Annotated in this window: 23 protein-coding genes; 8 read left to right on the top strand and 15 right to left on the bottom strand. The window is 54.1% G+C overall.

Going from position 1 to position 22,023, the window contains the following annotated elements:
* Positions 1-17 precede the first annotated feature (17 nt).
* Positions 18-584, bottom strand: coding sequence for a D-glycero-beta-D-manno-heptose 1,7-bisphosphate 7-phosphatase (gene gmhB / locus ENTMO_RS0101970; protein ID WP_010426655.1), 567 nt, complete (start codon positions 582-584; stop codon positions 18-20).
* Positions 585-772: 188 nt separating this feature from the next.
* On the opposite strand from gmhB, the gene metN reads away from it, so the two are divergent.
* The 6 genes from metN (at position 773) to proS (ending at position 6,352) form a co-directional block, all read left to right on the top strand.
* Positions 773-1,804 (top strand): methionine ABC transporter ATP-binding protein MetN, encoded by a 1,032-nt coding sequence (gene metN, locus ENTMO_RS0101975; RefSeq protein ID WP_010426657.1) that lies wholly within the window; start codon positions 773-775, stop codon positions 1,802-1,804.
* A complete protein-coding gene (locus ENTMO_RS0101980; RefSeq protein WP_010426659.1) occupies positions 1,797-2,450 on the top strand; it encodes a methionine ABC transporter permease MetI in 654 nt (217 codons plus the stop codon). The genes metN and ENTMO_RS0101980 overlap by 8 nt, the downstream gene beginning before the upstream one ends.
* Positions 2,451-2,490: 40 nt before the next feature.
* Positions 2,491-3,306 (top strand): methionine ABC transporter substrate-binding lipoprotein MetQ, encoded by an 816-nt coding sequence (gene metQ / locus ENTMO_RS0101985; RefSeq protein ID WP_010426661.1) that lies wholly within the window; start codon positions 2,491-2,493, stop codon positions 3,304-3,306.
* A gap of 106 nt (positions 3,307-3,412) precedes the next feature.
* Positions 3,413-3,817, top strand: a complete 405-nt coding sequence (rcsF, locus tag ENTMO_RS0101990; RefSeq protein WP_010426664.1) for an Rcs stress response system protein RcsF — start codon at positions 3,413-3,415, stop codon at positions 3,815-3,817.
* Positions 3,814-4,521, top strand: a complete 708-nt coding sequence (gene tsaA / locus ENTMO_RS0101995; RefSeq protein WP_010426666.1) for a tRNA (N6-threonylcarbamoyladenosine(37)-N6)-methyltransferase TrmO — start codon at positions 3,814-3,816, stop codon at positions 4,519-4,521. The genes rcsF and tsaA overlap by 4 nt, the downstream gene beginning before the upstream one ends.
* A 112-nt stretch (positions 4,522-4,633) precedes the next feature.
* On the top strand, positions 4,634-6,352 hold the full coding sequence (gene proS, locus ENTMO_RS0102000; protein ID WP_010426668.1) for a proline--tRNA ligase: 1,719 nt from the start codon (positions 4,634-4,636) through the stop codon (positions 6,350-6,352).
* Positions 6,353-6,402: 50 nt separating this feature from the next.
* Here the strand turns inward: proS and nlpE are convergent, their stop codons facing one another.
* Genes nlpE through ENTMO_RS0102015 form a run of 3 tightly spaced genes read right to left on the bottom strand, consistent with a single transcriptional unit; the run spans position 6,403 to position 8,100 of the window.
* Positions 6,403-7,101, bottom strand: coding sequence for an envelope stress response activation lipoprotein NlpE (nlpE, locus tag ENTMO_RS0102005; RefSeq protein ID WP_010426670.1), 699 nt, complete (start codon positions 7,099-7,101; stop codon positions 6,403-6,405).
* A 34-nt stretch (positions 7,102-7,135) separates the two neighbouring features.
* Positions 7,136-7,558: an alternative ribosome rescue aminoacyl-tRNA hydrolase ArfB gene (gene arfB / locus ENTMO_RS0102010; RefSeq protein WP_010426671.1), complete on the bottom strand. Its 423-nt coding sequence runs from the start codon at positions 7,556-7,558 to the stop codon at positions 7,136-7,138.
* Positions 7,555-8,100 (bottom strand): YaeQ family protein, encoded by a 546-nt coding sequence (locus ENTMO_RS0102015; protein ID WP_010426674.1) that lies wholly within the window; start codon positions 8,098-8,100, stop codon positions 7,555-7,557. The genes arfB and ENTMO_RS0102015 overlap by 4 nt, the downstream gene beginning before the upstream one ends.
* A gap of 196 nt (positions 8,101-8,296) precedes the next feature.
* On the opposite strand from ENTMO_RS0102015, the gene ENTMO_RS0102020 reads away from it, so the two are divergent.
* Positions 8,297-8,497, top strand: a complete 201-nt coding sequence (locus ENTMO_RS0102020) for a YaeP family protein (RefSeq protein WP_008501889.1) — start codon at positions 8,297-8,299, stop codon at positions 8,495-8,497.
* Positions 8,484-8,744: a Rho-binding antiterminator gene (rof, locus tag ENTMO_RS0102025; RefSeq protein WP_010426685.1), complete on the top strand. Its 261-nt coding sequence runs from the start codon at positions 8,484-8,486 to the stop codon at positions 8,742-8,744. The genes ENTMO_RS0102020 and rof overlap by 14 nt, the downstream gene beginning before the upstream one ends.
* Before the next feature lie 28 nt (positions 8,745-8,772).
* On the opposite strand, the gene tilS is transcribed toward rof, so the two are convergent.
* The 11 genes from tilS to skp form a co-directional block, all read right to left on the bottom strand.
* A complete protein-coding gene (gene tilS, locus ENTMO_RS0102030) occupies positions 8,773-10,059 on the bottom strand; it encodes a tRNA lysidine(34) synthetase TilS (protein ID WP_029484919.1) in 1,287 nt (428 codons plus the stop codon).
* A gap of 58 nt (positions 10,060-10,117) precedes the next feature.
* Positions 10,118-10,507: a VOC family protein gene (locus ENTMO_RS0102035; RefSeq protein ID WP_010426691.1), complete on the bottom strand. Its 390-nt coding sequence runs from the start codon at positions 10,505-10,507 to the stop codon at positions 10,118-10,120.
* A gap of 65 nt (positions 10,508-10,572) precedes the next feature.
* Complete coding sequence (locus tag ENTMO_RS0102040) at positions 10,573-12,705, bottom strand: lysine decarboxylase LdcC (RefSeq protein WP_010426693.1); 2,133 nt, start codon at positions 12,703-12,705, stop codon at positions 10,573-10,575.
* 100 nt (positions 12,706-12,805) lie between these two features.
* Positions 12,806-13,765 carry an acetyl-CoA carboxylase carboxyl transferase subunit alpha gene (gene accA, locus ENTMO_RS0102045; protein WP_010426695.1) on the bottom strand — a complete coding sequence of 320 codons (960 nt, stop codon included), beginning with the start codon at positions 13,763-13,765 and terminating at the stop codon, positions 12,806-12,808.
* Between the two features lie 12 nt (positions 13,766-13,777).
* Positions 13,778-17,260, bottom strand: coding sequence for a DNA polymerase III subunit alpha (dnaE, locus tag ENTMO_RS0102050; RefSeq protein ID WP_010426697.1), 3,483 nt, complete (start codon positions 17,258-17,260; stop codon positions 13,778-13,780).
* A 38-nt stretch (positions 17,261-17,298) separates the two neighbouring features.
* Positions 17,299-17,895: a ribonuclease HII gene (gene rnhB, locus ENTMO_RS0102055; RefSeq protein ID WP_010426699.1), complete on the bottom strand. Its 597-nt coding sequence runs from the start codon at positions 17,893-17,895 to the stop codon at positions 17,299-17,301.
* Positions 17,892-19,040 (bottom strand): lipid-A-disaccharide synthase, encoded by a 1,149-nt coding sequence (gene lpxB, locus ENTMO_RS0102060; RefSeq protein WP_010426702.1) that lies wholly within the window; start codon positions 19,038-19,040, stop codon positions 17,892-17,894. Before lpxB ends, rnhB begins: the two co-directional genes overlap by 4 nt.
* Positions 19,040-19,828, bottom strand: a complete 789-nt coding sequence (gene lpxA / locus ENTMO_RS0102065) for an acyl-ACP--UDP-N-acetylglucosamine O-acyltransferase (RefSeq protein WP_010426704.1) — start codon at positions 19,826-19,828, stop codon at positions 19,040-19,042. The genes lpxB and lpxA overlap by 1 nt, the downstream gene beginning before the upstream one ends.
* Before the next feature lie 3 nt (positions 19,829-19,831).
* Positions 19,832-20,287 (bottom strand): 3-hydroxyacyl-ACP dehydratase FabZ, encoded by a 456-nt coding sequence (gene fabZ, locus ENTMO_RS0102070; RefSeq protein ID WP_010426706.1) that lies wholly within the window; start codon positions 20,285-20,287, stop codon positions 19,832-19,834.
* 103 nt (positions 20,288-20,390) lie between these two features.
* Entirely contained in the window at positions 20,391-21,416 is a 1,026-nt protein-coding gene (gene lpxD / locus ENTMO_RS0102075; protein WP_010426709.1) for a UDP-3-O-(3-hydroxymyristoyl)glucosamine N-acyltransferase, read from the bottom strand.
* Positions 21,417-21,419: 3 nt separating this feature from the next.
* On the bottom strand, positions 21,420-21,914 hold the full coding sequence (skp, locus tag ENTMO_RS0102080) for a molecular chaperone Skp (protein ID WP_010426710.1): 495 nt from the start codon (positions 21,912-21,914) through the stop codon (positions 21,420-21,422).
* Between the last annotated feature and the right edge of the window lie 109 nt (positions 21,915-22,023).

Raw genomic sequence — 22,023 nt, forward strand, 5'->3', positions numbered from 1 at the left:
CCTTTTCACCAAAAAGGCTATTTTTGGTGCTTTTTAATCTCTTCAGGCAGGTCTGCCAGACTATTAATTACCCAATCTGCTGCATTCTCTGCTTCTGGCGTCACTGGCTTACCGGTGCGAACTAATATTTTGGTCCCAACCCCCGCAGCAGCAGCTGCCTGCATATCTTCCAGTTTATCGCCCACCATATAAGAGGCAGCCATATCAATGTGCAGAAATTCCTGCGCAGAGATGAACATCCCCGGATGCGGTTTACGGCAAACACAGGTCTGGCGATACTCTTCTACCGTTCCCTGCGGGTGATGCGGACAATAATAGATGCCGTCGAGATCCACACCGCGATCGGCCAGCGACCAGTCCATCCATTCCGTCAGCGTCTCGAACTGCGCTTCGGTGAATTTACCGCGTGCAATACCGGACTGGTTAGTCACAACCACCAGCGCATAACCCATCTCTTTCAGCTGGCGCATGGCATCTATTGCGCCCTCGATAAACTCGAACTCATCAATCTCATGGACGTAACCATGATCCACATTAATAGTGCCATCACGATCGAGAAAAATTGCGGGTACTGATTTTGCCACCGGTTTGCTCCTGAAAAAGGCATGTTCCGCTAGTATCTCATGAATCGCAGCGCAATAAAGTGCTCATCGCACAGAGTTGGATTGATTTAGACGTCTGGATGCCTTAACATCCGTTTTGTTTACGGTCATCACCCGTATCTGGCAGAACAAAATGCCACGGCTAACTTACATATGATAAAAATAATCTAATGATTAAACTTTCCAATATCACCAAAGTGTTCCAGCAGGGGAACCGAACCATTCAGGCGTTGAACAATGTCAGCCTGCATGTTCCTGCTGGTCAAATTTATGGCGTCATTGGCGCATCGGGTGCAGGTAAAAGTACACTTATCCGTTGTGTTAACCTGCTTGAGCGTCCAACCCAGGGCAGCGTTGAAGTTGGCGGGCAAGAGCTTACCGCCCTCTCAGAGAAAGAACTCACTAAAGCACGCCGCCAGATTGGCATGATCTTCCAGCACTTCAACCTGCTGGCTTCCCGTACCGTTTTCGGTAACGTCGCATTACCGCTGGAACTGGACAACACGCCTAAAGAAGAAGTGCAGCGTCGCGTCACCGAACTGCTCGACCTCGTGGGACTGGGCGATAAACATGATAGCTACCCGGCGAACCTGTCCGGTGGGCAGAAACAGCGTGTGGCCATTGCCCGCGCGCTGGCAAGTAATCCTAAGGTGCTGCTGTGCGATGAAGCGACCAGCGCACTGGACCCGGCGACCACTCGTTCGATTCTGGAACTGCTGAAAGATATTAATCGTCGCCTGGGCCTGACGATCCTCCTTATTACGCACGAAATGGATGTGGTGAAACGCATCTGTGACTGCGTGGCGGTCATCAGTAACGGTGAACTGATCGAGCAGGACACGGTAAGTGAAGTGTTCTCGCATCCGAAAACTCCGCTGGCGCAGCAGTTTATTCAGTCCACGCTGCATCTGGATATTCCGGAAGATTATCTGGAACGTCTGAAAACAGAAGCAACGGCAGACAGCGTCCCAATGCTGCGTATGGAATTCACCGGTCAGTCCGTTGACGCTCCATTACTTTCCGAAACTGCCCGTCGCTTTAACGTGAACAACAACATCATTAGCGCGCAGATGGATTACGCCGGTGGCGTGAAGTTCGGCATCATGCTGACGGAAATGCACGGGACACAAGAAGAAACCCAGGCGGCGATTGCCTGGCTGCAAGAACACCATGTAAAAGTAGAGGTACTGGGTTATGTCTGAGCCGATGATGTGGCTGCTGGTTCGCGGCGTTTGGGAAACGCTGGCAATGACCTTTGTATCGGGCTTCTTTGGTTTTGTGATTGGTCTGCCGGCCGGCGTCCTGCTGTACGTGACGCGTCCGGGTCAAATCATTGAGAACGCGAAGCTGTATCGCACCCTCTCTGCGCTGGTGAATATCTTCCGTTCTATCCCGTTCATTATCCTGCTGGTATGGATGATTCCGTTTACCCGCGTGATCGTCGGAACGTCTATCGGTCTGCAGGCGGCCATCGTTCCGCTAACCGTAGGTGCAGCGCCGTTTATCGCCCGTATGGTGGAAAACGCCCTGCTGGAGATCCCAACCGGTCTGATCGAAGCCTCCCGCGCAATGGGCGCAACGCCGATGCAGATCGTACGCAAAGTGCTGCTGCCTGAAGCGTTGCCTGGTCTGGTGAACGCAGCGACCATTACGCTTATTACGCTGGTCGGCTATTCCGCGATGGGTGGCGCAGTCGGTGCTGGCGGTTTAGGCCAGATCGGCTATCAATATGGCTATATTGGTTATAACGCTACCGTAATGAATACCGTTCTGGTATTGCTGGTTGTGCTGGTTTACTTAATCCAATTCTCTGGCGATCGCATCGTCCGGGCTGTTACTCACAAATAACGTTACACACAACACAAACTCGACGAGTTAAGGATAAAACATGGCGTTTAAATTAAAGACCCTTGCAGCGGTAGGCGCGCTGATCGGCTCTCTGGCACTGGTGGGTTGCGGTCAGGACGAAAAAGATCCAAACCACATTAAAGTGGGCGTTATCGTGGGTGCTGAGCAGCAGGTTGCTGAAGTTGCGCAGAAAGTGGCGAAAGAAAAATATGGTCTGGACGTTGAGCTGGTAACCTTCAACGATTACGTGCTGCCGAACGAAGCGCTGAGCAAAGGCGATATTGACGCCAACGCCTTCCAGCACAAACCATACCTGGATCAGCAGATCAAAGATCGCGGCTACAAGCTCGTTGCGGCCGGTAACACCTTCGTTTACCCAATTGCCGGTTACTCGAAAAAAATCAAATCGCTTGATGAACTGCAGCCCGGCTCCCAGGTCGCGATCCCTAACGACCCAACAAACCTCGGTCGCTCCCTGCTGCTGCTGCAGAAAGTGGGCCTGATTAAACTGAAAGACGGCGTGGGTTTGCTGCCGACTGCACTGGACGTTATCGAGAATCCGAAAAATCTGAAACTGGTTGAGCTGGAAGCACCACAGTTGCCACGTTCACTTGACGATGCACAGATCGCACTGGCCGTGATCAACACCACTTACGCCAGCCAGATCGGCCTGACCCCTGCGAAAGACGGCATCTTCGTTGAAGATAAAGACTCCCCATACGTCAACCTGATCGTGACTCGCGAAGACAACAAAGACGCGGAAAACGTGAAGAAATTTGTTCAGGCTTATCAGTCTGACGAAGTTTACCAGGAAGCCAACAAGGTGTTTAACGGCGGTGCTGTTAAAGGCTGGTAATCTCCTCTCAGTGTAATATCATCAGGACGGGCTTATGCCCGTCTTGTCATTTATGCAGGCAACTGATTCAATATCCGTTGTTTTGATTATCCATTGAGGAACTATTATGCGTGCTTTACCGATCTGTCTCTTAGCACTCATGCTGAGCGGCTGTTCTATGCTAAGCAGATCTCCTGTTGAACCTGTTCAAAGCACAGCAACCCCGCCAAAAGCGGAGCCAGCAAAACCGAAAGCGCCTCGCCCTGCACCGGTACGCATTATCACTAAAGCCGACGATCTCGTGGGCAAGCCATTCCGTGAACTGGGTGAAGTGAGCGGCGAATCCTGCCAGGCAACGAATCAGGACTCTCCTCCAAACATTCCAACGGCCCGCAAGCGTATGCAGATTAACGCGTCCAAAATGAAAGCCAACGCGGTGCTGCTGCACAGCTGTGAAGTGACCAGCGGTACGCCAGGATGTTATCGTCAGGCTGTTTGTATCGGTTCTGCACTAAACATTACGGCGAAATGAGTGCATTTCAGTTTGAGCAAATAGGCGTTATCCACTCTCCTTATAAAGAGAAATTCGCCGTACCGCGCCAGCCCGGTCTGGTGACACGGGGCGGCGGCGAGCTTCATCTGATCGCGCCCTACAATCAGGCCGATGCGGTACGCGGGCTCGACGCCTTCAGCCACCTGTGGGTTGTCTTTGTGTTTCACCAGACCATGGAAGGTGGCTGGCGCCCTACGGTGCGCCCTCCTCGTCTGGGAGGAAATGCAAGAATGGGTGTTTTCGCCACCCGTTCGACCTTTCGTCCCAACCCCATCGGCATGTCGCTGGTTGAACTGAAAGGTATACGCTGTCAGAAGGATCAAGTGATCCTCGAGTTAGGCAGTCTTGACCTGGTGGATGGCACGCCGGTTATCGACATCAAGCCGTATTTGCCTTTCGCTGAAGCGCTACCGGACGCCCGGGCAAGTTATGCTCAGGACGCCCCACAGGCCGATATGCCGGTACACTTCACGCCTGAGCTCACCGTCCAGATACATCAGCTCGAAAAGCGTTATCCCCATCTTCGGGACTTTATCGTTGAAGTACTGGCGCAGGACCCTCGTCCCGCCTACCGAAAAGAAGAGGAAGCCGGTAAAACCTATGCCGTCTGGCTACTGGATTTTAACGTGCGCTGGCGCGTAACCGGGGCAGGTTTTGAAGTGTTTGCCCTGGAACCCAGGTAATTTTAACCTCCTCTCTTTTGGCATCTTTGCCACACTGGTAAACTAAACCACTTTTTTTGTGTCAGGTTGGCCTTTAAGCCAGCCCTACTCGTCGAAACGGAACCGTAACAACATGCGTACTAGCCAATATCTGCTCTCCACTTTAAAGGAGACACCTGCCGACGCCGAAGTGATCAGCCATCAGCTGATGCTGCGCGCCGGGATGATCCGCAAGCTGGCCTCCGGGTTATACACCTGGCTGCCGACCGGCGTGCGCGTCCTGAAAAAAGTCGAAAACATCGTGCGTGAAGAGATGAACAACGCCGGTGCAATCGAGGTGTTAATGCCGGTCGTTCAGCCCTCTGAACTGTGGCAGGAGAGCGGTCGCTGGGAGCAGTACGGTCCGGAACTGCTGCGTATTGCCGATCGCGGCGATCGTCCGTTTGTCCTCGGCCCAACGCATGAAGAAGTCATTACCGATCTGATCCGTAATGAGCTGAGCTCTTACAAACAGCTGCCGCTGAACTTCTTCCAGATCCAGACCAAATTCCGTGACGAAGTGCGTCCACGCTTTGGCGTCATGCGCTCTCGCGAATTCCTGATGAAAGATGCCTACTCTTTCCATACTTCTCAGGAATCGCTGCAAGAGACTTACGACGCCATGTACGCTGCGTACAGCAAAATCTTCTCCCGCATGGGTCTGGATTTCCGTGCGGTGCAGGCTGATACGGGTTCTATTGGCGGTAGTGCATCCCATGAGTTCCAGGTACTGGCACAGAGTGGTGAAGACGATGTGATCTTCTCTGACTCCTCTGATTACGCGGCAAACATCGAGTTTGCTGAAGCACTGGCACCAAAAACGCCACGCGCTGCTGCCACCGAAGAGATGAAGCTGGTTGATACGCCAAACGCGAAAACCATCGCCGAGCTGGTTGAACAGTTCAACCTGCCGATTGAGAAAACGGTAAAAACCTTGCTGGTAAAATCCACCGAAGGTAGCGCATACCCGCTGGTTGCCCTGCTGGTCCGTGGCGATCACGAGCTGAACGAAGTGAAAGCCGAGAAGCTGCCGCAGGTTGCCAGCCCGCTGACCTTCGCCACGGAAGCGGAAATCCGCGCCGTTGTGAATGCGGGTCCAGGTTCACTGGGTCCAGTCAATCTGCCCGTTCCGGTTGTTATTGACCGCACGGTTGCCGCAATGAGCGACTTCTCTGCTGGTGCAAACATCGACGGTAAGCACTACTTCGGCATCAACTGGGATCGCGACGTGGCGACGCCAGAAGTAGCCGACATCCGTAACGTGGTCGCAGGCGATCCAAGCCCGGACGGCCAGGGTACGCTGATGATCAAGCGCGGTATCGAAGTGGGTCATATCTTCCAGCTGGGCGATAAATACTCCCGCGCGATGAACGCTGCCGTTCAGGGCGAAGATGGCCGTAACCAGGTTCTGACAATGGGCTGCTACGGTATCGGTGTAACGCGCGTAGTTGCTGCGGCTATCGAGCAAAACTACGACGAGCGTGGCATCGTCTGGCCTGACAACATCGCGCCGTTCCAGGTTGCGATTCTGCCAATGAACATGCATAAGTCTTACCGCGTGCAGGAACTGGCGGAAAAACTTTACGCTGAGCTGCGCGCCAAGGGCATCGACGTGCTGATGGATGACCGTAAAGAGCGTCCTGGCGTGATGTTTGCTGATATGGAACTGATCGGTATTCCGCACACCGTTGTCATCGGCGACCGTAACCTCGACAGCGACGAGATTGAATACAAATACCGTCGCAGCGGCGAGAAACAGATGATCAAGACTGGCGACATTCTTGATTACCTGGTGAAAGCCATTAAAGGTTAAGAAACAAAAAACCCCGCTCCGGCGGGGTTTTTTAATGGCGCTACGTCAGCTTATTTACTGTCGCAGTTTTTACCTGCAACAAATTTCGCGTCTTTATCGGCCACCAGAGTTTTCACCATCTCACCGCTGTCCGGGTTCGGCTCCAGGGTAAAGTGACCATCCACCGTCAGCAGAACCGGCTTGCTGTCGTTGCCGCGCGCCACGGCATAATCACGCTCCAGCTGAGCATTGTTTGCCACGCTGACTTTCTTACCGGTGACGCAATCGGTGAAGATTGCCGCATCTGCCATGTAGAAATACATTCCTCGCATCGCCATTGGCGTGGCAGGCAGTGCCGCTTTTACCGGGGCGAGCGTGTAATTGAACTGAGACTCAATAGGATTGCCTTCACGGTCAAGCATTTCCATGCTGTCACCTTTAGGGCGGAACCAGGTTTTCTCCCCGGTCGTATCCGTCAGGACCAGCTTCTCAGCCGTACGTGCCCAGGTGCCGTAAGTCCCAAACGAAGAAGGCTCTTTCGCGCCCTGATAGCGCTGGTTCATTACCCATGTGCCGTCTTTTTGCAGGAACAGGGATGTTTCGATGCCCTCACAGTCCGCACAAGGCAATACGCCACGCCAGCTCTGCTGCATCGGCTTTAATTCTTCCGTTTGCGTAGGCTGTAATACCTGCGTTTCCGAACGGTTGTTACACCCAAAAAGCGCAAACAGCGTACTCGCTGCCAGCGCTGACCATAATACTTTTTTCACAATGAATTCCTTATGAAAAGTGTGTTCCCTTTCGTCACTCTGTAGGGCGACGAACTTTACCGCGTAATGCTTTCACTGTGGATTTCTGCGCCTTTGACGACAGCCGACGCTCTTTCGATGCACGTGTGGGCCGCGTTGCCCGACGGCTTTTCTGCACTGTCGTTAATTCTTTAATCATCGCCACCAGCCTCGCAATCGCCGCTTCCCGGTTTAACTCCTGGCTGCGGTACTCCTGCGCTTTAATCACAATGACGCCATCGCTGGTGATCAGATGATGGCTGGCGGCAAGCAGACTTTCTTTATAATACTCTGGCAGGCTGGAGACCCGAATGTCAAAGCGCAAATGGATAGCCGTTGAGGCCTTGTTAACGTGCTGACCGCCCGCGCCCTGCGCCCGGATGGCAGTGATCTCCAGCTCGTTATCCGGAATGCTGACGTTTCGGGACAAAACAATCATGACGCCGGTTGCCACGCCGTCAAATGGATTTCCAGATTATTCTGAGAATCAGAAAGCCAGATCGCACCGTCCTGAATCGTCGCCTGCAGGACCATCGTTCGGCCAGCAAACTCGCTCAGTTGCGCCAGCTGCTCATCATCCAGATACCAAACGGTGAGATTTTTAAACTGTCCGCACTTGCTCTTGTTTTGCTGCCACCAGATCTCCGCAGCGCGTTGATTATACGCGAATAACGCCACGTCAGCGGACTGGGTGCACGCCTTTTTAATCCTGCGTTCATCCGGCAGGCCAAGCTCAATCCACAAATCGATACCGAGATGATCGTTGCGCAGCCAGGCTTCGGGTTCATCTTCCGCACTCAAACCACGCGTAAATTGCAAACGCTCGTCGGCGTATTTAATCCACGCCAGCAGGCGCAGCATCATGCGTTCCTGGGTTTCAGAGGGGTGACGCGCCAGCGTCAATGACGCATCAAGGAACTGGTTGCGGTCAAGATCCGCCACATTGACCACAGCTTTATAAATTGTCGCTTTCAGCGCCATCAGAGAACTCCTTTCGATTCAGGCGGACATTGTAGCGAAAACCGGAGCAAAACGCTGTTACGAGGTGATGAATAGTGCGCTATCAAGGCGCTGATATTGCTTAAATGAGTATGGTATAGTCACCTTGCTAAACCGAGTTTATCTTCGTAGGCTTAATGATATCTCACAGTAAGTCAGTGCGCTGGCGGGAGGGGATGTGAATAATTATTGTGAGTTAATTCGCAAACGGTATGCGGAAATCGCCAGCGGCGATCTGGGATATGTCCCGGACGCGTTGGGCTGTGTATTGAAGGTGCTTAATGAAGTGGCCTCTGATGAGAGCCTTTCAGAGTCGGTCAGGGAAAAAGCAGCGTATGCTGCGGCGAATTTACTGGTGAGCGATTATGTCGATGAATGATACTTATCAACCCATCAATTGTGATGACTATGACAACCTCGAACTCGCCTGCCAGCATCATTTAATACTGACGCTGGAGCTAAAAGATGGCGAAGTGTTGAAGGCGAAAGCCAGCGATTTGGTTTCGCGTAAGAATGTGGAATATCTTATAGTGGAAGATGCCGGCGCGACGCGCGAGCTTCGTCTGGACAAAATTGCCAGCTTCAGCCACCCGGAAATCGGTACCGTTGTGGTAAGCGAATCCTGATGACACTCACGGGCAGCCCGGCTGCCCGTTACGCATTCCACTCAAACGAAACGCCCTTTTCTGCCCACCCTTCTTCAGTGATAAACACGCCCGCAGCGGCAATAAGCGTCTCACCATAAAACAGTAGCGGCGTGGTATCGCGCAGCCAGGGCGGCACATTGTTCTCCTGCCAGATTTTCTTCAGCTTTCGTCCGCCATTACGCCCGACGATATGCAGCAAACCACCGGCTTTAAAACGCACCGTAACGGGCTCATCCGCTTCTGGCAGACGCACGTGACCGGCATTCGTCAGGGATACACTACCCGCGCCAGCGGGTAATGTCAGCGCTTCCACCACGCAGGGCCAGTCGAGAACAACATCAGAAAGAGAAGAACGGGATTTAACCCACCACAGTTTGCCCTGATAGCGCCTGACCTCGAAGCCGTTCAGGTAAACGCTCGGTGTGGCATCTTCTCGCGCCTGCGCCACTTCATCCCATATTCTGCCGAGCATTGCTCGCGACGGCATGACGGCATGATGAGAGGCCAACCAGCGGCGTAAAACTGCGGCACGGCGTACCGCACTCATCGCTTCCAGCGGCGCAATTGCCAGCGCACCCTCAGAGGAAATCAGCTCGGCCAGCTCTTCACTCAGCAACTCATCCAGCAGGCTCTCCTGCTCGGCACAGAGCGTGGCGCTCCTGGCCGTCGCTTCAGCAAAGTGCTCCCAGCGTTCGGTCAGTAGCGGTAAGACGCGCAGACGCAGGAAATTACGATCGTAGCTGTCGTCCTGATTGCTTTCGTCCTCAATCCAGCTCAGCTGATATTCATGCGCCCAGGATTCAAGAGAAGCACGTGTTTCACCCAGCAGCGGGCGGATTAATTCGGTTCCGGCAAAACGCGCGCGCTCAGGCATGGCGGATAGCCCCGCCGGACCACTGCCCCGCTTAAGCGCAAGTAAAAAAGTTTCGCACTGATCGTCAAGATGTTGCGCCGTAACGAGTGCTTCACCGGGCAGTAAGGCGCGAGCAAAAGCGGCATAGCGGGCCTTGCGCGCCTGCGCCTCAATACCCAGCCCTTCGTCCTGGAGAGCCACGCGTTCAACTATCAACGGGATGTTCCACGCCTTACAGAGGGCTTCACAGTGCGCTACCCATGCATCAGCATGAGGACTTAACCCGTGATGGATATGCATCGCCCGGAGCTGGACGTCAGGATCCTGGTCACGCCAGAGTTTAAGGCGGTGGAGCAAAACGGTGGAATCCAGCCCACCGCTAAACCCCACCAGCAGCTGGCGGTACGGTGAAACGGCTTGTGCGATAGCGGGTGAGGTCATAGGAAATTACACATAAAAAATGCCCGGACTAAGCGGGCATTATCACACATGACGGCGATTACTGCTGGTAAAGCTCCAGCGGCAGGCCATCGGGGTCGCTGAAAAAGGTAAAACGCTTGTCGGTGAACGGATCGACGCGTATCGCTTCGCACATCACGCCGTGAGATTCCAGATGTTTGACCGCGCTATTAAGGTCATCAACGCTAAAGGCCAGATGGCGCAGGCCGCAGGCTTCCGGACGTGAAGGACGCGCAGGCGGAAAAGGAAATGAGAACAGCTCAATAACATATTGCCCGTTTAGCGCCAGATCGCCCTTCCAGGAGTCGCGCTCCTCGCGGTAAGCCTCACTGAGCAGCGTAAAGCCAAGGATATCGCAGTAGAAGGACTTACTTTTCGCGTAATCGGTCGCAATAATCGCAATATGATGAACAGCTTTTAAACCCAGCATAGCTTCTCCTTTTTATGATGCCTGAACGTTACAACCGAAAACCCGCACCTTGCAAGCGGTCACCTTTATTTTAGGACTCGCACCCAGTACACGCCCTGTTCATCGCGCTTCGCACCGTGGATATCGGTCTCAAAGCCCGGATAATGGCGTCCGACAGAGCAGAGCATCAGCAGGAAATCGAGCACCGCCCGACTCTCTTCGGTGATCATCTCACCGGGCATTAAAAGCGGAACACCCGGCGGATAAGGCAGGATCATGTTGGCCGACACCCGCCCGACCAAATTCTCCAGCTCGATGGTTTCCACCTCGCCTTTCACCTGCCGCTGCCACGCTTTGTGTGGCGTGAGTTTCATTTCCGGTAGGACATCAAACGCCTGCAGCATCAGACGCGGCAGGTCGTGCTGGCGGATCAGTTTGTGGATCCCCTGAGCCAGATCCTGAATGCGCATATTACGATAGAAGTCAGGATCCTCCGCGTAGAGATCCGGCAGCATGTTCTTCACCCGCAGGTTGAGATCGTAGGCGCGCTTAAACTCCATCAGGCCGCGCAACAACCCCATCGCGCGGGTTTTGTCGATCCCAATGCTGAACAGGAACAGTAGGTTATACGGCCCGGTTTTCTCCACCACCACGCCGCGCTCGTCCAGGAACTTCGCCACCAGCGCGGCGGGGATCCCTTCTTCACCCATAATGCCCTGCTCGTCCATGCCCGGCGTCAGGATCGTCACTTTGACCGGATCGAGGAACATATGGTCAGCATCGGCATCCCGGAAACCATGCCAGTCTTCGCCGGGTGAGACGGGCCAGCATTCAGCTTCATCAATCTCTTCCGGCTGCCAGATATCAAAGAACCAGCCGTCGGCTTCATCTTTCAGCCGCTGAACTTCTTTGCGGAAATGCAGCGCGCGCTCCACCGAGCGGTTGATCAAGCGTTTGCCCGGATTGCCGCGCAACATCGCCGCGGCCGTTTCAATCGAGGCCACCAGCGGATAGCTCGGCGAGGTAGTGGTGTGCATCATAAAGGCTTCGTTAAACGTATCTTCGTCGTACTCACCTTTGATGTGAATTAACGAAGCCTGCGAAAACGCAGCCAGCATTTTATGCGTCGACTGCGTTTCGAAGAACACTTTGCCCGGCACACGCTCGCCGCTCATACCGCTTTTACCGGCGTAAATCGGGTGGAAATTGGTGTACGGCACCCACGCTGAATCAAAGTGGATCGACGGCACATCCAGCGTCTGCTTGATCCAGTTGGTGTTGTACAGCAGGCCGTCGTAGGTGGAGTTAGTGATCACCGCGTGAACAGGCCAGCTCGCGCCGGGGATCGCCGCGACCTTACCTTCTATGGCGTCATGCGTAAACTCACGACGCGGGATGCCGCCAAGAATACCGAGCGCGTTGCGCGTGGGTGACAGCCAGAGCGGCACGACGTCGCTCATCATCAGCAGATGCGCCAGCGATTTATGACAGTTGCGGTCAATCAGCAAGGTACTGCCTGCAGGGGCAGCGTACATCCCGACGATTTTGTTCGAGGTCGAGGTGCCGTTGGTCACCATATAGCTCTGTTCAGCACCAAAGGTGCGGGCAATATACTCTTCGGCCTCCAGATGCGGGCCGGTATGATCCAGCAGAGAGCCTAATTCGGTGACTGAAATCGACACGTCCGCTTTCAGCGTGTTGCCGCCAAAGAAATCATAGAACAGGCAGCCCACCGGGCTTTTTTGATAGGCCGTTCCCGCCATATGGCCTGGCGTACAGAAGGTATATTTGCCTTCCTTCACGTAGGTGAAGAGCGCGCGGGTAAACGGCGGCGTAATGTTATCGAGATATTCACCGGTATATTGCTGAATGCGGGTCGCAATATCCTCCGCCACGCCGAGCGAATATTCAAAGAACCACAGCGCCATTCGCATATCATTGGCGCTGACGTCCATGGTTGAGTGGGTATTGATAAACGCGTAAAGCGGGAGATATTCGTTCAGCTTGTTGATATCGCTGCACAGTTCGAGGTCATATTCATCCCAGTCGAAGATCACGCCACAGATACGCGGATTATGCTCGATGAACTTCAGCAGGTCGGCGCTGTTGTGCGGCCAGATTAGCTGATACCCGCGCGACTGCAGGGCTTGCTCCAGCTCCTTAATCGGCTCATCTTTATAAAAGACGCCGTGTGGCCCCATAATGGCAATGATATTCATGGGCTTCCTCCTTAAAAAACATTAGCTAAGCATAGTCCGGCTAAACCGCAGATATAAAAAAAGCCGCAACAGTGTGCGGCTTTTCAGATAATTGTGAAGCTTACGCGTAACCGTAGGTCATCAGACGCTGGTAGCGACGGTTGAGCAGATCGTCTTTGCTCAGCACGTCCAGATCCGCCAGGTCAGCCAGCAGCTGTGCTTTCAGGGAAGCGGCCATCACTTCCGGCTTACGATGCGCACCACCCAGCGGTTCCGGGATGATGGAGTCGATCAGCTTAAGCTCTTTCAGGCGCGGCGCAATGATGCCCATTGCTTCTGCAGCCAGCGGCGCTTTGTCGGCGCTTTTCCACAGAATGGACGCACAGCCTTCCGGGGAGATAACGGAATAGGTGCTGTACTGCAGCATATTCACTTTATCGCCCACGCCAATGGCCAGCGCACCACCGGAACCGCCTTCACCAATAACGGTACAGATGACCGGCACCTTCAGACGAGACATCTCGCGCAGGTTGCGCGCGATAGCTTCAGACTGACCGCGCTCTTCTGCACCCACGCCAGGGTAAGCACCCGGGGTGTCGATGAAAGTGATGATAGGCATGTTGAACCGTTCAGCCATCTCCATCAGACGCAGGGCCTTACGGTAGCCTTCTGGTGCTGGCATCCCGAAGTTACGACGGATTTTCTCTTTGGTTTCACGACCTTTCTGATGACCAATGATCATCACCGGGCGTCCGTCCAGACGCGCGATACCGCCAACGATAGCTTTATCGTCAGCGTATGCGCGATCGCCTGCCAGTTCGTCAAATTCGTCAAACGCCAGGCGGACATAATCCAGGGTGTACGGACGCTGTGGATGGCGTGCCAGCTGGGCCACCTGCCATGCGCCGAGATCGGCAAAGATTTTGCGCGTCAGTTCTACGCTTTTCTCGCGCAGACGATGCACTTCTTCGTCGATGTTAATATCCAGTTTTTCACCCTGACGGCTTACCGCTGTCAGAGAATCGATTTTCGCTTCCAGCTCAGCAATCGGCTGTTCGAAATCAAGGAAATTCAGACTCATAGTATTCCTGTATTAGTCAAACTCCAGTTCCACCTGCTCCGAACCAATGAGGCCACGGAGATCGTTCAGTAAACGATCGCTCGGAGAGACACGCCACGTTGCACCAAAGCGCAACCGCGCACGTGCATCCGCCCTCTGATAGTAGAGATGTACTGGAATGGTCCCCGAGCGGTGGGGTTCCAGAGACTGACGGAGTCGGTTTAAAAGCTGGTCATCAATTTGCCTGTCCGTCAGCGAGATAGCAAGCCCGCGAGCATATTTTTCCCGGGCTTCGTCAATGTCCATCACTTCGCGGGCGGTCATTTTAAGCCCCCCGCTGAAGTCATCAAAGCTGACCTGTCCGCTGACGATAAGTATGCGGTCTTTTTCCAGCAAGTGCTGGTATTTATCCAGCGCATCGGTGAATAACATCACCTCCAGACGCCCGGAACGGTCATCCAGCGTACAGATGCCGATACGATTGCCGCGCTTGGTGACCATTACCCTTGCAGCAATCACGAGCCCCGCAGCCGTGGTGATTTTACCACGATCTGTCGGATGCATGTCTTTTAGCCTGTGGCCGCCGACATAGCGCTCAATTTCTTTAATGTACTGGTTGATCGGGTGCCCAGTCAGGTACAAGCCTAACGTTTCACGCTCCCCATCCAGTACGACCTGTTCTGGCCACGGCTGGCAGTTGGAGTATGACTGTTCAATCTGCTCTGGCTCTTCCGCCAGCACGCCAAACATATCCGCCTGACCAATCGCTTCCGCTTTTGCATGCTGATCCGCCGCTTTCAGGGCGTCGCCGAGCGAGTTCATCAGCGCGGCGCGGTGCGGCCCCAGCCTGTCAAACGCGCCGGACATGATCAGTTTTTCCAGCACGCGGCGGTTAAGTTTTTTGGTATCGGTACGGGCGCAAAGATCGAACAGCTCGCGGAAATACCCGCCGTTGTTACGCGCTTCGATGATCGCCTCGATCGGCCCTTCACCCACGCCTTTGATCGCGCCGATCCCATAAACGATCTCCCCGTCGTCGTTGACGTGGAAGTGATAGAGACCCGAGTTAATGTCCGGCGGCAGGATCTTGAGCCCCATGCGCCAGCACTCGTCCACAAGGCCAACCACCTTCTCGGTATTGTCCATATCGGCCGTCATTACCGCCGCCATAAATTCAGCAGGATAGTGCGCTTTCAGCCACAGCGTTTGATACGACACCAAAGCATAGGCGGCGGAGTGGGATTTGTTAAATCCGTACCCGGCGAATTTCTCCACCAGGTCAAAGATCTTAATCGCCAGTTCACCATCAACGCCGTTTTTTCTCGCTCCTTCTTCGAAAGTGCCTCGCTGCTTGGCCATCTCTTCCGGCTTTTTCTTACCCATTGCACGACGCAGCATGTCCGCGCCGCCGAGGGTATAGCCGGAAAGCACCTGGGCGATCTGCATAACCTGTTCCTGATACAGGATGATGCCGTAGGTTGGCTCAAGCACCGGCTTCAGGCTTTCGTGCTGCCACTGAACGTCCGGATAGGAAATCTCTTCGCGCCCGTGCTTACGGTCGATAAAGTTATCTACCATCCCCGACTGCAGCGGGCCCGGACGGAACAGGGCCACCAGTGCGATCATATCTTCGAAGCAGTCAGGCTGAAGACGCTTAATCAGATCTTTCATGCCGCGGGATTCAAGCTGGAAGACGGCGGTAGTCTCCGAGCGCTGCAGCATGTCGAAACTTTTTTTGTCATCCAGCGGGATGGCTGCGATGTCTATTGGCTCAAGGCCCTGCTTTTCCCGACGCGGGTTGATCATCTTCAGCGCCCAGTCGATGATCGTCAGTGTTCGCAGGCCGAGGAAGTCGAACTTCACCAGCCCGGCGTATTCTACGTCGTTCTTATCGAACTGGGTAACCGGGTGCTGGCCCGCTTCATCGCAGTATAGCGGTGCGAAGTCGGTGATTTTGGTCGGGGCGATAACCACGCCCCCCGCATGCTTACCGGCGTTACGCGTGACGCCTTCCAGCTTGCGCGCCATGTCGATCAGCGCTTTAACTTCTTCGTCGGCTTCGTAGATTTCCGGCAGCTGAGGTTCGGCTTCAAACGCTTTTGCCAGCGTCATGCCCGGATCGGGCGGCACCAGCTTAGAAATACGATCAACAAACCCGTACGGGTGGCCCAGCACGCGGCCGACGTCACGGATAACCGCTTTCGCCGCCATCGTACCGAACGTAATAATCTGCGATACCGCATCACGGCCGTACATATCGGCGACGTGCTCGATCACCTGGTCGCGTTTCTCCATGCAGAAGTCGACGTCAAAGTCGGGCATGGAAACACGTTCCGGGTTAAGGAAACGTTCGAACAGCAGGTCAAACTCCAGCGGGTCGAGATCGGTAATTTTAAGCGCATAGGCCACAAGCGATCCTGCTCCGGAGCCACGCCCCGGTCCGACCGGCACGCCGTTATCTTTCGACCACTGGATAAACTCCATAACGATCAGGAAGTAGCCGGGGAAGCCCATCTGGTTGATCACCTGGAGTTCAATATCCAGACGTTCATCGTACGGCGGGCGTTTCTCTTTGCGAACGGCTTCATCCGGGAACAGGAACTCCAGACGCTCTTCCAGGCCTTCCTTAGATTTTACGACCAGGAAATCTTCCGTGGTCATGTCACCCGTCGGGAACTGCGGCAGGAAGTACTCGCCGAGACGCACGGTGACGTTACAGCGTTTTGCTATTTCAACGCTGTTTTCCAGCGCTTCCGGGATGTCAGAGAAGAGCTCACACATCTCCTCTTCGTTGCGCATATACTGCTGAGAGGAGTAGTTACGCGGACGTTTAGGATCGTCGAGGGTGAAGCCGTCATGGATCGCCACACGCATTTCATGTGCGTCAAAATCGCCCGCTTCGAGGAAACGGACATCGTTGGTGGCCACCACAGGCAGACCGCGCTCTTCGGCGAGTGCCACGGCGGCATGCAGATAGCTTTCTTCGTCCGCACGCCCGGTGCGGATCAGCTCAAGATAGTAGCGATCCGGGAAATACTCTTCGTAGAACGAGACGCACTGATCCACCAGCGCACTGTTGCCACGCAGCAGACACTTGCCGACATCGCCCATGCGACCGCCGGAAATCAGCAGCAGGCCTTCGTTCAGCTCTGCCAGCCAGTCGCGGTCGATCCACGGGCCCATCGCGCCATATCCACGCTGATAGGCTTTAGAGATAAGCAGGGTAAGGTTCTGATAACCGGTGTTGTTCATCGCCAACACGGAGATCTGCGTCATTTCATCGCCGAGCAGCTCGCTCTGGACATGAAAATCCGCGCCGACAATTGGCTTTAACCCGGCACCATGCGCGGTTCCGTAGAACTTCACCAGGCCACACAGGTTGGTAAAATCGGTGATCGCCAGCGCAGGCATGCCGAGCGCGGCCGCCTTTTTTACCAGCGGTCCGGTCTTTGCCAGCCCATCGCTCATGGAGTAGTCGCTATGCACCCGCAGGTGTACGAAACGTGGTTCAGCCATCTTCAGATTCCGCGTTACTTAATTACTTGCGTATTGATTCAGGACACCCGTCCCAGCGCGCGCTTCACCGGGCCAAAGCTGCGACGGTGGTGTTCGGTTGCGCCATGTTCAGCCAGCCTTTCCAGATGGAAAGGTGTGGGATACCCCTTATGCTGGGCGAAACCATACTGAGGGTAAGTGAGGTCCAGCGCGGCCATTTCGGCGTCGCGCGTCACTTTGGCAATAATAGAAGCTGCGCTAATTTCTGCGACCCGGCTATCGCCTTTGACGACCGCCATTGAAGGCATTGGCAGTGCCGGACAGCGGTTTCCGTCAATCAGGACATATTCAGGAGAAATTTTCAAACCCGCTACCGCACGCTGCATCGCCAGCATCGTAGCATGCAAAATATTCAGCTCGTCTATTTCATGCGGTTCAGCGCGCCCCAGGCTCCAGGCCAGCGCCTTCTCCTGAATCTCACTAAACAACGCCAGCCGGCGCTTTTCAGACAATTTTTTAGAGTCGTTCAGCCCGATAATGGGACGAGCCGGATCGAGGATCACCGCCGCGGTGACCACAGCTCCCACTAACGGACCACGACCCACTTCGTCCACGCCCGCCACAAGGTGGGTGTGAGGATAAACAAATTCCATCATTTTGCTAGCTCCAGCACCGCATCAGCCGCTTGCTCATCAGCATTACCGCGGATCAGTTGATGCAGTTCACGGAAGGTATCGTGCATCTCGTGGCTGGTCTTGCCGTTTGCCAGCAGCGGCAGCAGTGCATCCGCGAGCGCCTGCGGCTGGCACTCATCCTGCAACAACTCTTTCACCAGCTCGCGACCGGCAAGCAGGTTTGGCAGGGAGACATAATCCGTTTTCACCAGACGTTTTGCCAGCCAGAAGGTGAACGGCTTCATGCGATAACCGACCACCATCGGGCATTTCGCCAGCATACACTCCAGCGCCGCCGTGCCGGAGGCCAGCAGCGCGGCATCGCTCGCATACATCGCTTCCCGTCCTTTCCCGTCCAGCAGACGGACGTGAAGATCCGGGGCGACTTCCGCTTTGATACGCTCAAACTGCTCGCGGCGTTTGGCATTCACCAGCGGCACGACCACTTCAAGGTCGGGATAGGTCTGGCGAAGCATTTGCGCTGTTTTGAGGAAATCGGCACTCAGCATTTCAACTTCAGCACCGCGGCTGCCCGGCAGCAGCGCCAGACAGTGAACGTCATGGGGAATACCCAGTACGTCGCGCGCCGCGTTTTTATCCGGATCCAATGGCATCGCATCCGCCATGGTATGACCGATAAAACGGCACGGAACATTAAATCTGTCGTAAAACGCTTTTTCGAAAGGCAGGAAAGCCAGCACCAGATCGGTGGATCTCCCGATTTTGAAAACGCGTTTCTGTCGCCACGCCCAGACGGACGGACTGACGTAATGAATGGTTTTGATCCCCTGCTTTTTCAAATTCCCTTCGAGGGTAATGTTGAAATCAGGCGCATCGATACCGACAAACACATCAGGTTTGAGGTCGGTAAAACGGCGGGTGAGATCGGCACGAATATGAAGTAAGCGACGCAGACGCCCCAGCACCTCAACGATGCCCATCACGGCCAGCTCTTCCATCTCATACCAGGCTTCGCAACCTTCAGCCTGCATCAGCGGGCCAGCAACACCCACAAAGCGAGCATTAGGTACGCGAGCTTTTAGCGCGCGGATGAGACCAGCACCAAGAATATCGCCGGAGGTTTCTCCGGCGACCAGGGCTATCGTAAGCGGACGACTGTCGACCATTAACGAATCAGACCCCTTGTTGAACGGTCAAAGAACTCCATGAACGCGTTCACTTCAGGGTGTTTGTTCGCCAGCTCGGCAATTTCCGGCTTCGCCTCTTCCAGCGTTTTCCCGCTACGGTACAGCAGTTTGTACGCGTTGCGGATGGCTGTAATCGCTTCGCGGCTAAAGCCACGGCGCTTGAGGCCTTCGATGTTCACGCCAAATGGCGTGGCATGGTTACCCTGCGCAATAACGTAAGGTGGAACGTCTTGCGCCACACCTGAGCAGCCGCCGACCATCACGTGTGCACCAATGATGCAGAACTGATGAACTGCGGTCATACCACCGATAATTGCGAAATCATCTACCGATACGTGCCCCGCCAGCGTTGCGTTGTTGGCGAGGATACAGCGGTCACCCACGGTACAGTCATGCGCGATATGCGCATTAACCATAAACAGGTTGTCGCTGCCTACCTTCGTCAACCCACCGCCCTGTACTGTTCCACGATGAATGGTGACGCTTTCACGAATACGGTTACGATCGCCAATTTCCAGACGGGTAGCTTCACCAGCATATTTCAGATCCTGGTTAACTTCACCGATGGAAGCGAACTGATAAATCTCGTTATTACAGCCAATGGTCGTGTGACCATTCACCACAACGTGAGATTTCAGTACTGTACCCTCACCAATTTCGACATGGGGTCCAACAATACAGAACGGGCCAACGTGGACGTTAGCACCAATGATGGCACCGGTTTCCACGATGGCAGTAGGATGAATAAAGGCAGATTTATCAATCACGTATCAGGACTCCCGGCTACGAGCACACATCATCGTCGCTTCGCAAACAACTTTGCCGTCAACCAGAGCTACGCCTTTGAAGCGAGTCAGGCCGCGACGCGTTTTTTCAAAAGTGACTTCCATGATCATCTGATCACCAGGCACAACTGGACGCTTAAAGCGCGCCTCATCGATACCTGCGAAGTAATAGAGTTCACCCGGCTCCAGTTTACCTACGCTTTTAAACGCCAGAATACCGGTTGCCTGTGCCATTGCTTCCAGGATCAACACACCCGGGAAGATCGGCTTACCAGGGAAGTGTCCCTGGAAGAAAGGCTCGTTAACGGAGACATTTTTCACTGCGCGCAGAAAACGACCTTCTTCAAAATCCAGCACACGGTCTACCAGCAAAAACGGGTAGCGGTGCGGCAGAAGTTCTAAAATCTCTTCAATATGCAGAGTATGAGTGTCAGTAGTCAAAATACTCTTCCTGTCAAATGTACTAAGTAGCAATAATAACACGGCCTGCCGGTTTATAAAAAAGCCGACAGGCCGGGAAAATTAGCGTTAAACGGATGAACGCTTAGTCTTGTTGATCGATTTTGCGCTCAATCGCTTTGAGACGCTTGCTCATATCATCAATATTCATCACCAGAGCAGCTGTTTTACGCCAGACCTTGTTCGGTTGCAGCGGAATGCCTGAGGAATAGACGCCAGGTTCAGTGATAGGACGCATAACCATGCCCATACCTGTCACCGTCACTTTGTCGCATATTTCCATATGGCCGTTGATCACACTGGCACCGCCAATCATGCAGTAACGGCCAATTTTGAGGCTGCCTGCCATGATCACGCCGCCCGCAACTGCGGTATTGTCGCCAATCACAACGTTATGTGCAATCTGGCACTGGTTATCAATGATAACACCATTGCCAATAATGGTGTCGTCAAGCGCACCGCGGTCAATAGTGGTACAGGCACCGATCTCAACACGATCGCCGATAATCACGCGACCCAACTGTGGGATCTTAACCCAGTTACCCCGATCGTTGGCGTAACCGAAACCGTCAGAACCAATCACCGTGCTGGATTGAATGAGGCAATTTTCGCCAATCTCAACCTCATGGTAGACAGATACATTGGCCCACAAGCGGGACCCTGCACCAATCTTCGTATTTTTACCAACAAAGCAGCCTGGACCAATCACCACGTTGTCACCCAGCACAACGCCGGATTCAATGACAGCGTTTGCACCAACTGCAACGTTGTTACCCAGCTGAGCCGTCGGATCAATTGAGGCACTAGCCGCAATGTTCTGCGCCGGCTGCGGCGTGGTATCAAGAATTTGGGCCATGCGTGCATACGTCAGGTAGGGATTTGTCACTACCAGAGCAGCGCCTGTGGCAAACGGAAGATCGTCCTGCGTCAGAACAACGGCAGACGCCTGGCATTGAGCCAGGTGTTCACGGTACTTAGGACTTACCATGAAAGTGATGTTGCCAGCTTTAGCAGATTGCATGGACGCAACAGCGGTGATGACGATATCGCCATCACCGTGTAATTCTGCATCCAACTGCTGAGCTAAATCAGCCAGTCGAATTGAAGGCATTACTTATTTAACCTGTTTCAGAACATCAGCGGTGATGTCTTTAACATCGCTGCTGTTGAAAGCAACGGCATTCGCATCAACAACCAGATCGATGCTCTGATCGGCAGCAACAGCTTTAACTGCAGACTGAATGCGAGTAACCAGTTTACCGCGCTCTTCGTTAGAACGACGCTGACGATCCTGCTCGAAAGCCTGCGCTTTCTGGGAGAAGGTCTGGCGCTGAGCCATTACGTCTTTTTCCAGCTTGCTGCGATCGCTTGCTTTCATGGTAGAACCATCGCGCTGCAGACGCTGCATTTTAGTCTGGAGGTCGCCTTCCATACGTTGCAGCTCGCTAGCACGGCCTTTGAATTCGTTTTCCAGCGTCGCAGAAACGCCCGTTTTCTGTGCAACTTGCTGGAACAAATTACCCATGTTGACGATTGCGATTTTGTCCGCTGCCTGAGCAGAAGTTGCCATCGCTAAACCGAGACCTGCAGCTAATAACCACTTTTTCACAATTAACTCCTTACCATCCCATTGGCACCTGAAGGTACCGTTCTTTGCGTGGCAAGGCGATCGTGTTACCGATCGCCAGTTGTCAGCGCTACACTGCCAACGCATTCCT

The organism is Enterobacter mori LMG 25706 (genome assembly GCF_000211415.1).
Taxonomy (GTDB): Bacteria; Pseudomonadota; Gammaproteobacteria; order Enterobacterales; family Enterobacteriaceae; genus Enterobacter; species Enterobacter mori.

What these genes read in the sequence shown, in the direction of transcription:
- metN (WP_010426657.1), top strand. Translation starts at nt 773, where the DNA reads ATGATTAAACTTTCCAATATCACCAAAGTGTTCCAGCAGGGGAACCGA.
- ENTMO_RS0101980 (WP_010426659.1), top strand. Translation starts at nt 1,797, where the DNA reads ATGTCTGAGCCGATGATGTGGCTGCTGGTTCGCGGCGTTTGGGAAACG.
- metQ (WP_010426661.1), top strand. Translation starts at nt 2,491, where the DNA reads ATGGCGTTTAAATTAAAGACCCTTGCAGCGGTAGGCGCGCTGATCGGC.
- rcsF (WP_010426664.1), top strand. Translation starts at nt 3,413, where the DNA reads ATGCGTGCTTTACCGATCTGTCTCTTAGCACTCATGCTGAGCGGCTGT.
- tsaA (WP_010426666.1), top strand. Translation starts at nt 3,814, where the DNA reads ATGAGTGCATTTCAGTTTGAGCAAATAGGCGTTATCCACTCTCCTTAT.
- proS (WP_010426668.1), top strand. Translation starts at nt 4,634, where the DNA reads ATGCGTACTAGCCAATATCTGCTCTCCACTTTAAAGGAGACACCTGCC.
- arfB (WP_010426671.1), bottom strand. Translation starts at nt 7,558, where the DNA reads ATGATTGTTTTGTCCCGAAACGTCAGCATTCCGGATAACGAGCTGGAG.
- ENTMO_RS0102015 (WP_010426674.1), bottom strand. Translation starts at nt 8,100, where the DNA reads ATGGCGCTGAAAGCGACAATTTATAAAGCTGTGGTCAATGTGGCGGAT.
- rof (WP_010426685.1), top strand. Translation starts at nt 8,484, where the DNA reads ATGTCGATGAATGATACTTATCAACCCATCAATTGTGATGACTATGAC.
- tilS (WP_029484919.1), bottom strand. Translation starts at nt 10,059, where the DNA reads ATGACCTCACCCGCTATCGCACAAGCCGTTTCACCGTACCGCCAGCTG.
- ENTMO_RS0102035 (WP_010426691.1), bottom strand. Translation starts at nt 10,507, where the DNA reads ATGCTGGGTTTAAAAGCTGTTCATCATATTGCGATTATTGCGACCGAT.
- ENTMO_RS0102040 (WP_010426693.1), bottom strand. Translation starts at nt 12,705, where the DNA reads ATGAATATCATTGCCATTATGGGGCCACACGGCGTCTTTTATAAAGAT.
- accA (WP_010426695.1), bottom strand. Translation starts at nt 13,765, where the DNA reads ATGAGTCTGAATTTCCTTGATTTCGAACAGCCGATTGCTGAGCTGGAA.
- dnaE (WP_010426697.1), bottom strand. Translation starts at nt 17,260, where the DNA reads ATGGCTGAACCACGTTTCGTACACCTGCGGGTGCATAGCGACTACTCC.
- rnhB (WP_010426699.1), bottom strand. Translation starts at nt 17,895, where the DNA reads ATGATGGAATTTGTTTATCCTCACACCCACCTTGTGGCGGGCGTGGAC.
- lpxB (WP_010426702.1), bottom strand. Translation starts at nt 19,040, where the DNA reads ATGGTCGACAGTCGTCCGCTTACGATAGCCCTGGTCGCCGGAGAAACC.
- lpxD (WP_010426709.1), bottom strand. Translation starts at nt 21,416, where the DNA reads ATGCCTTCAATTCGACTGGCTGATTTAGCTCAGCAGTTGGATGCAGAA.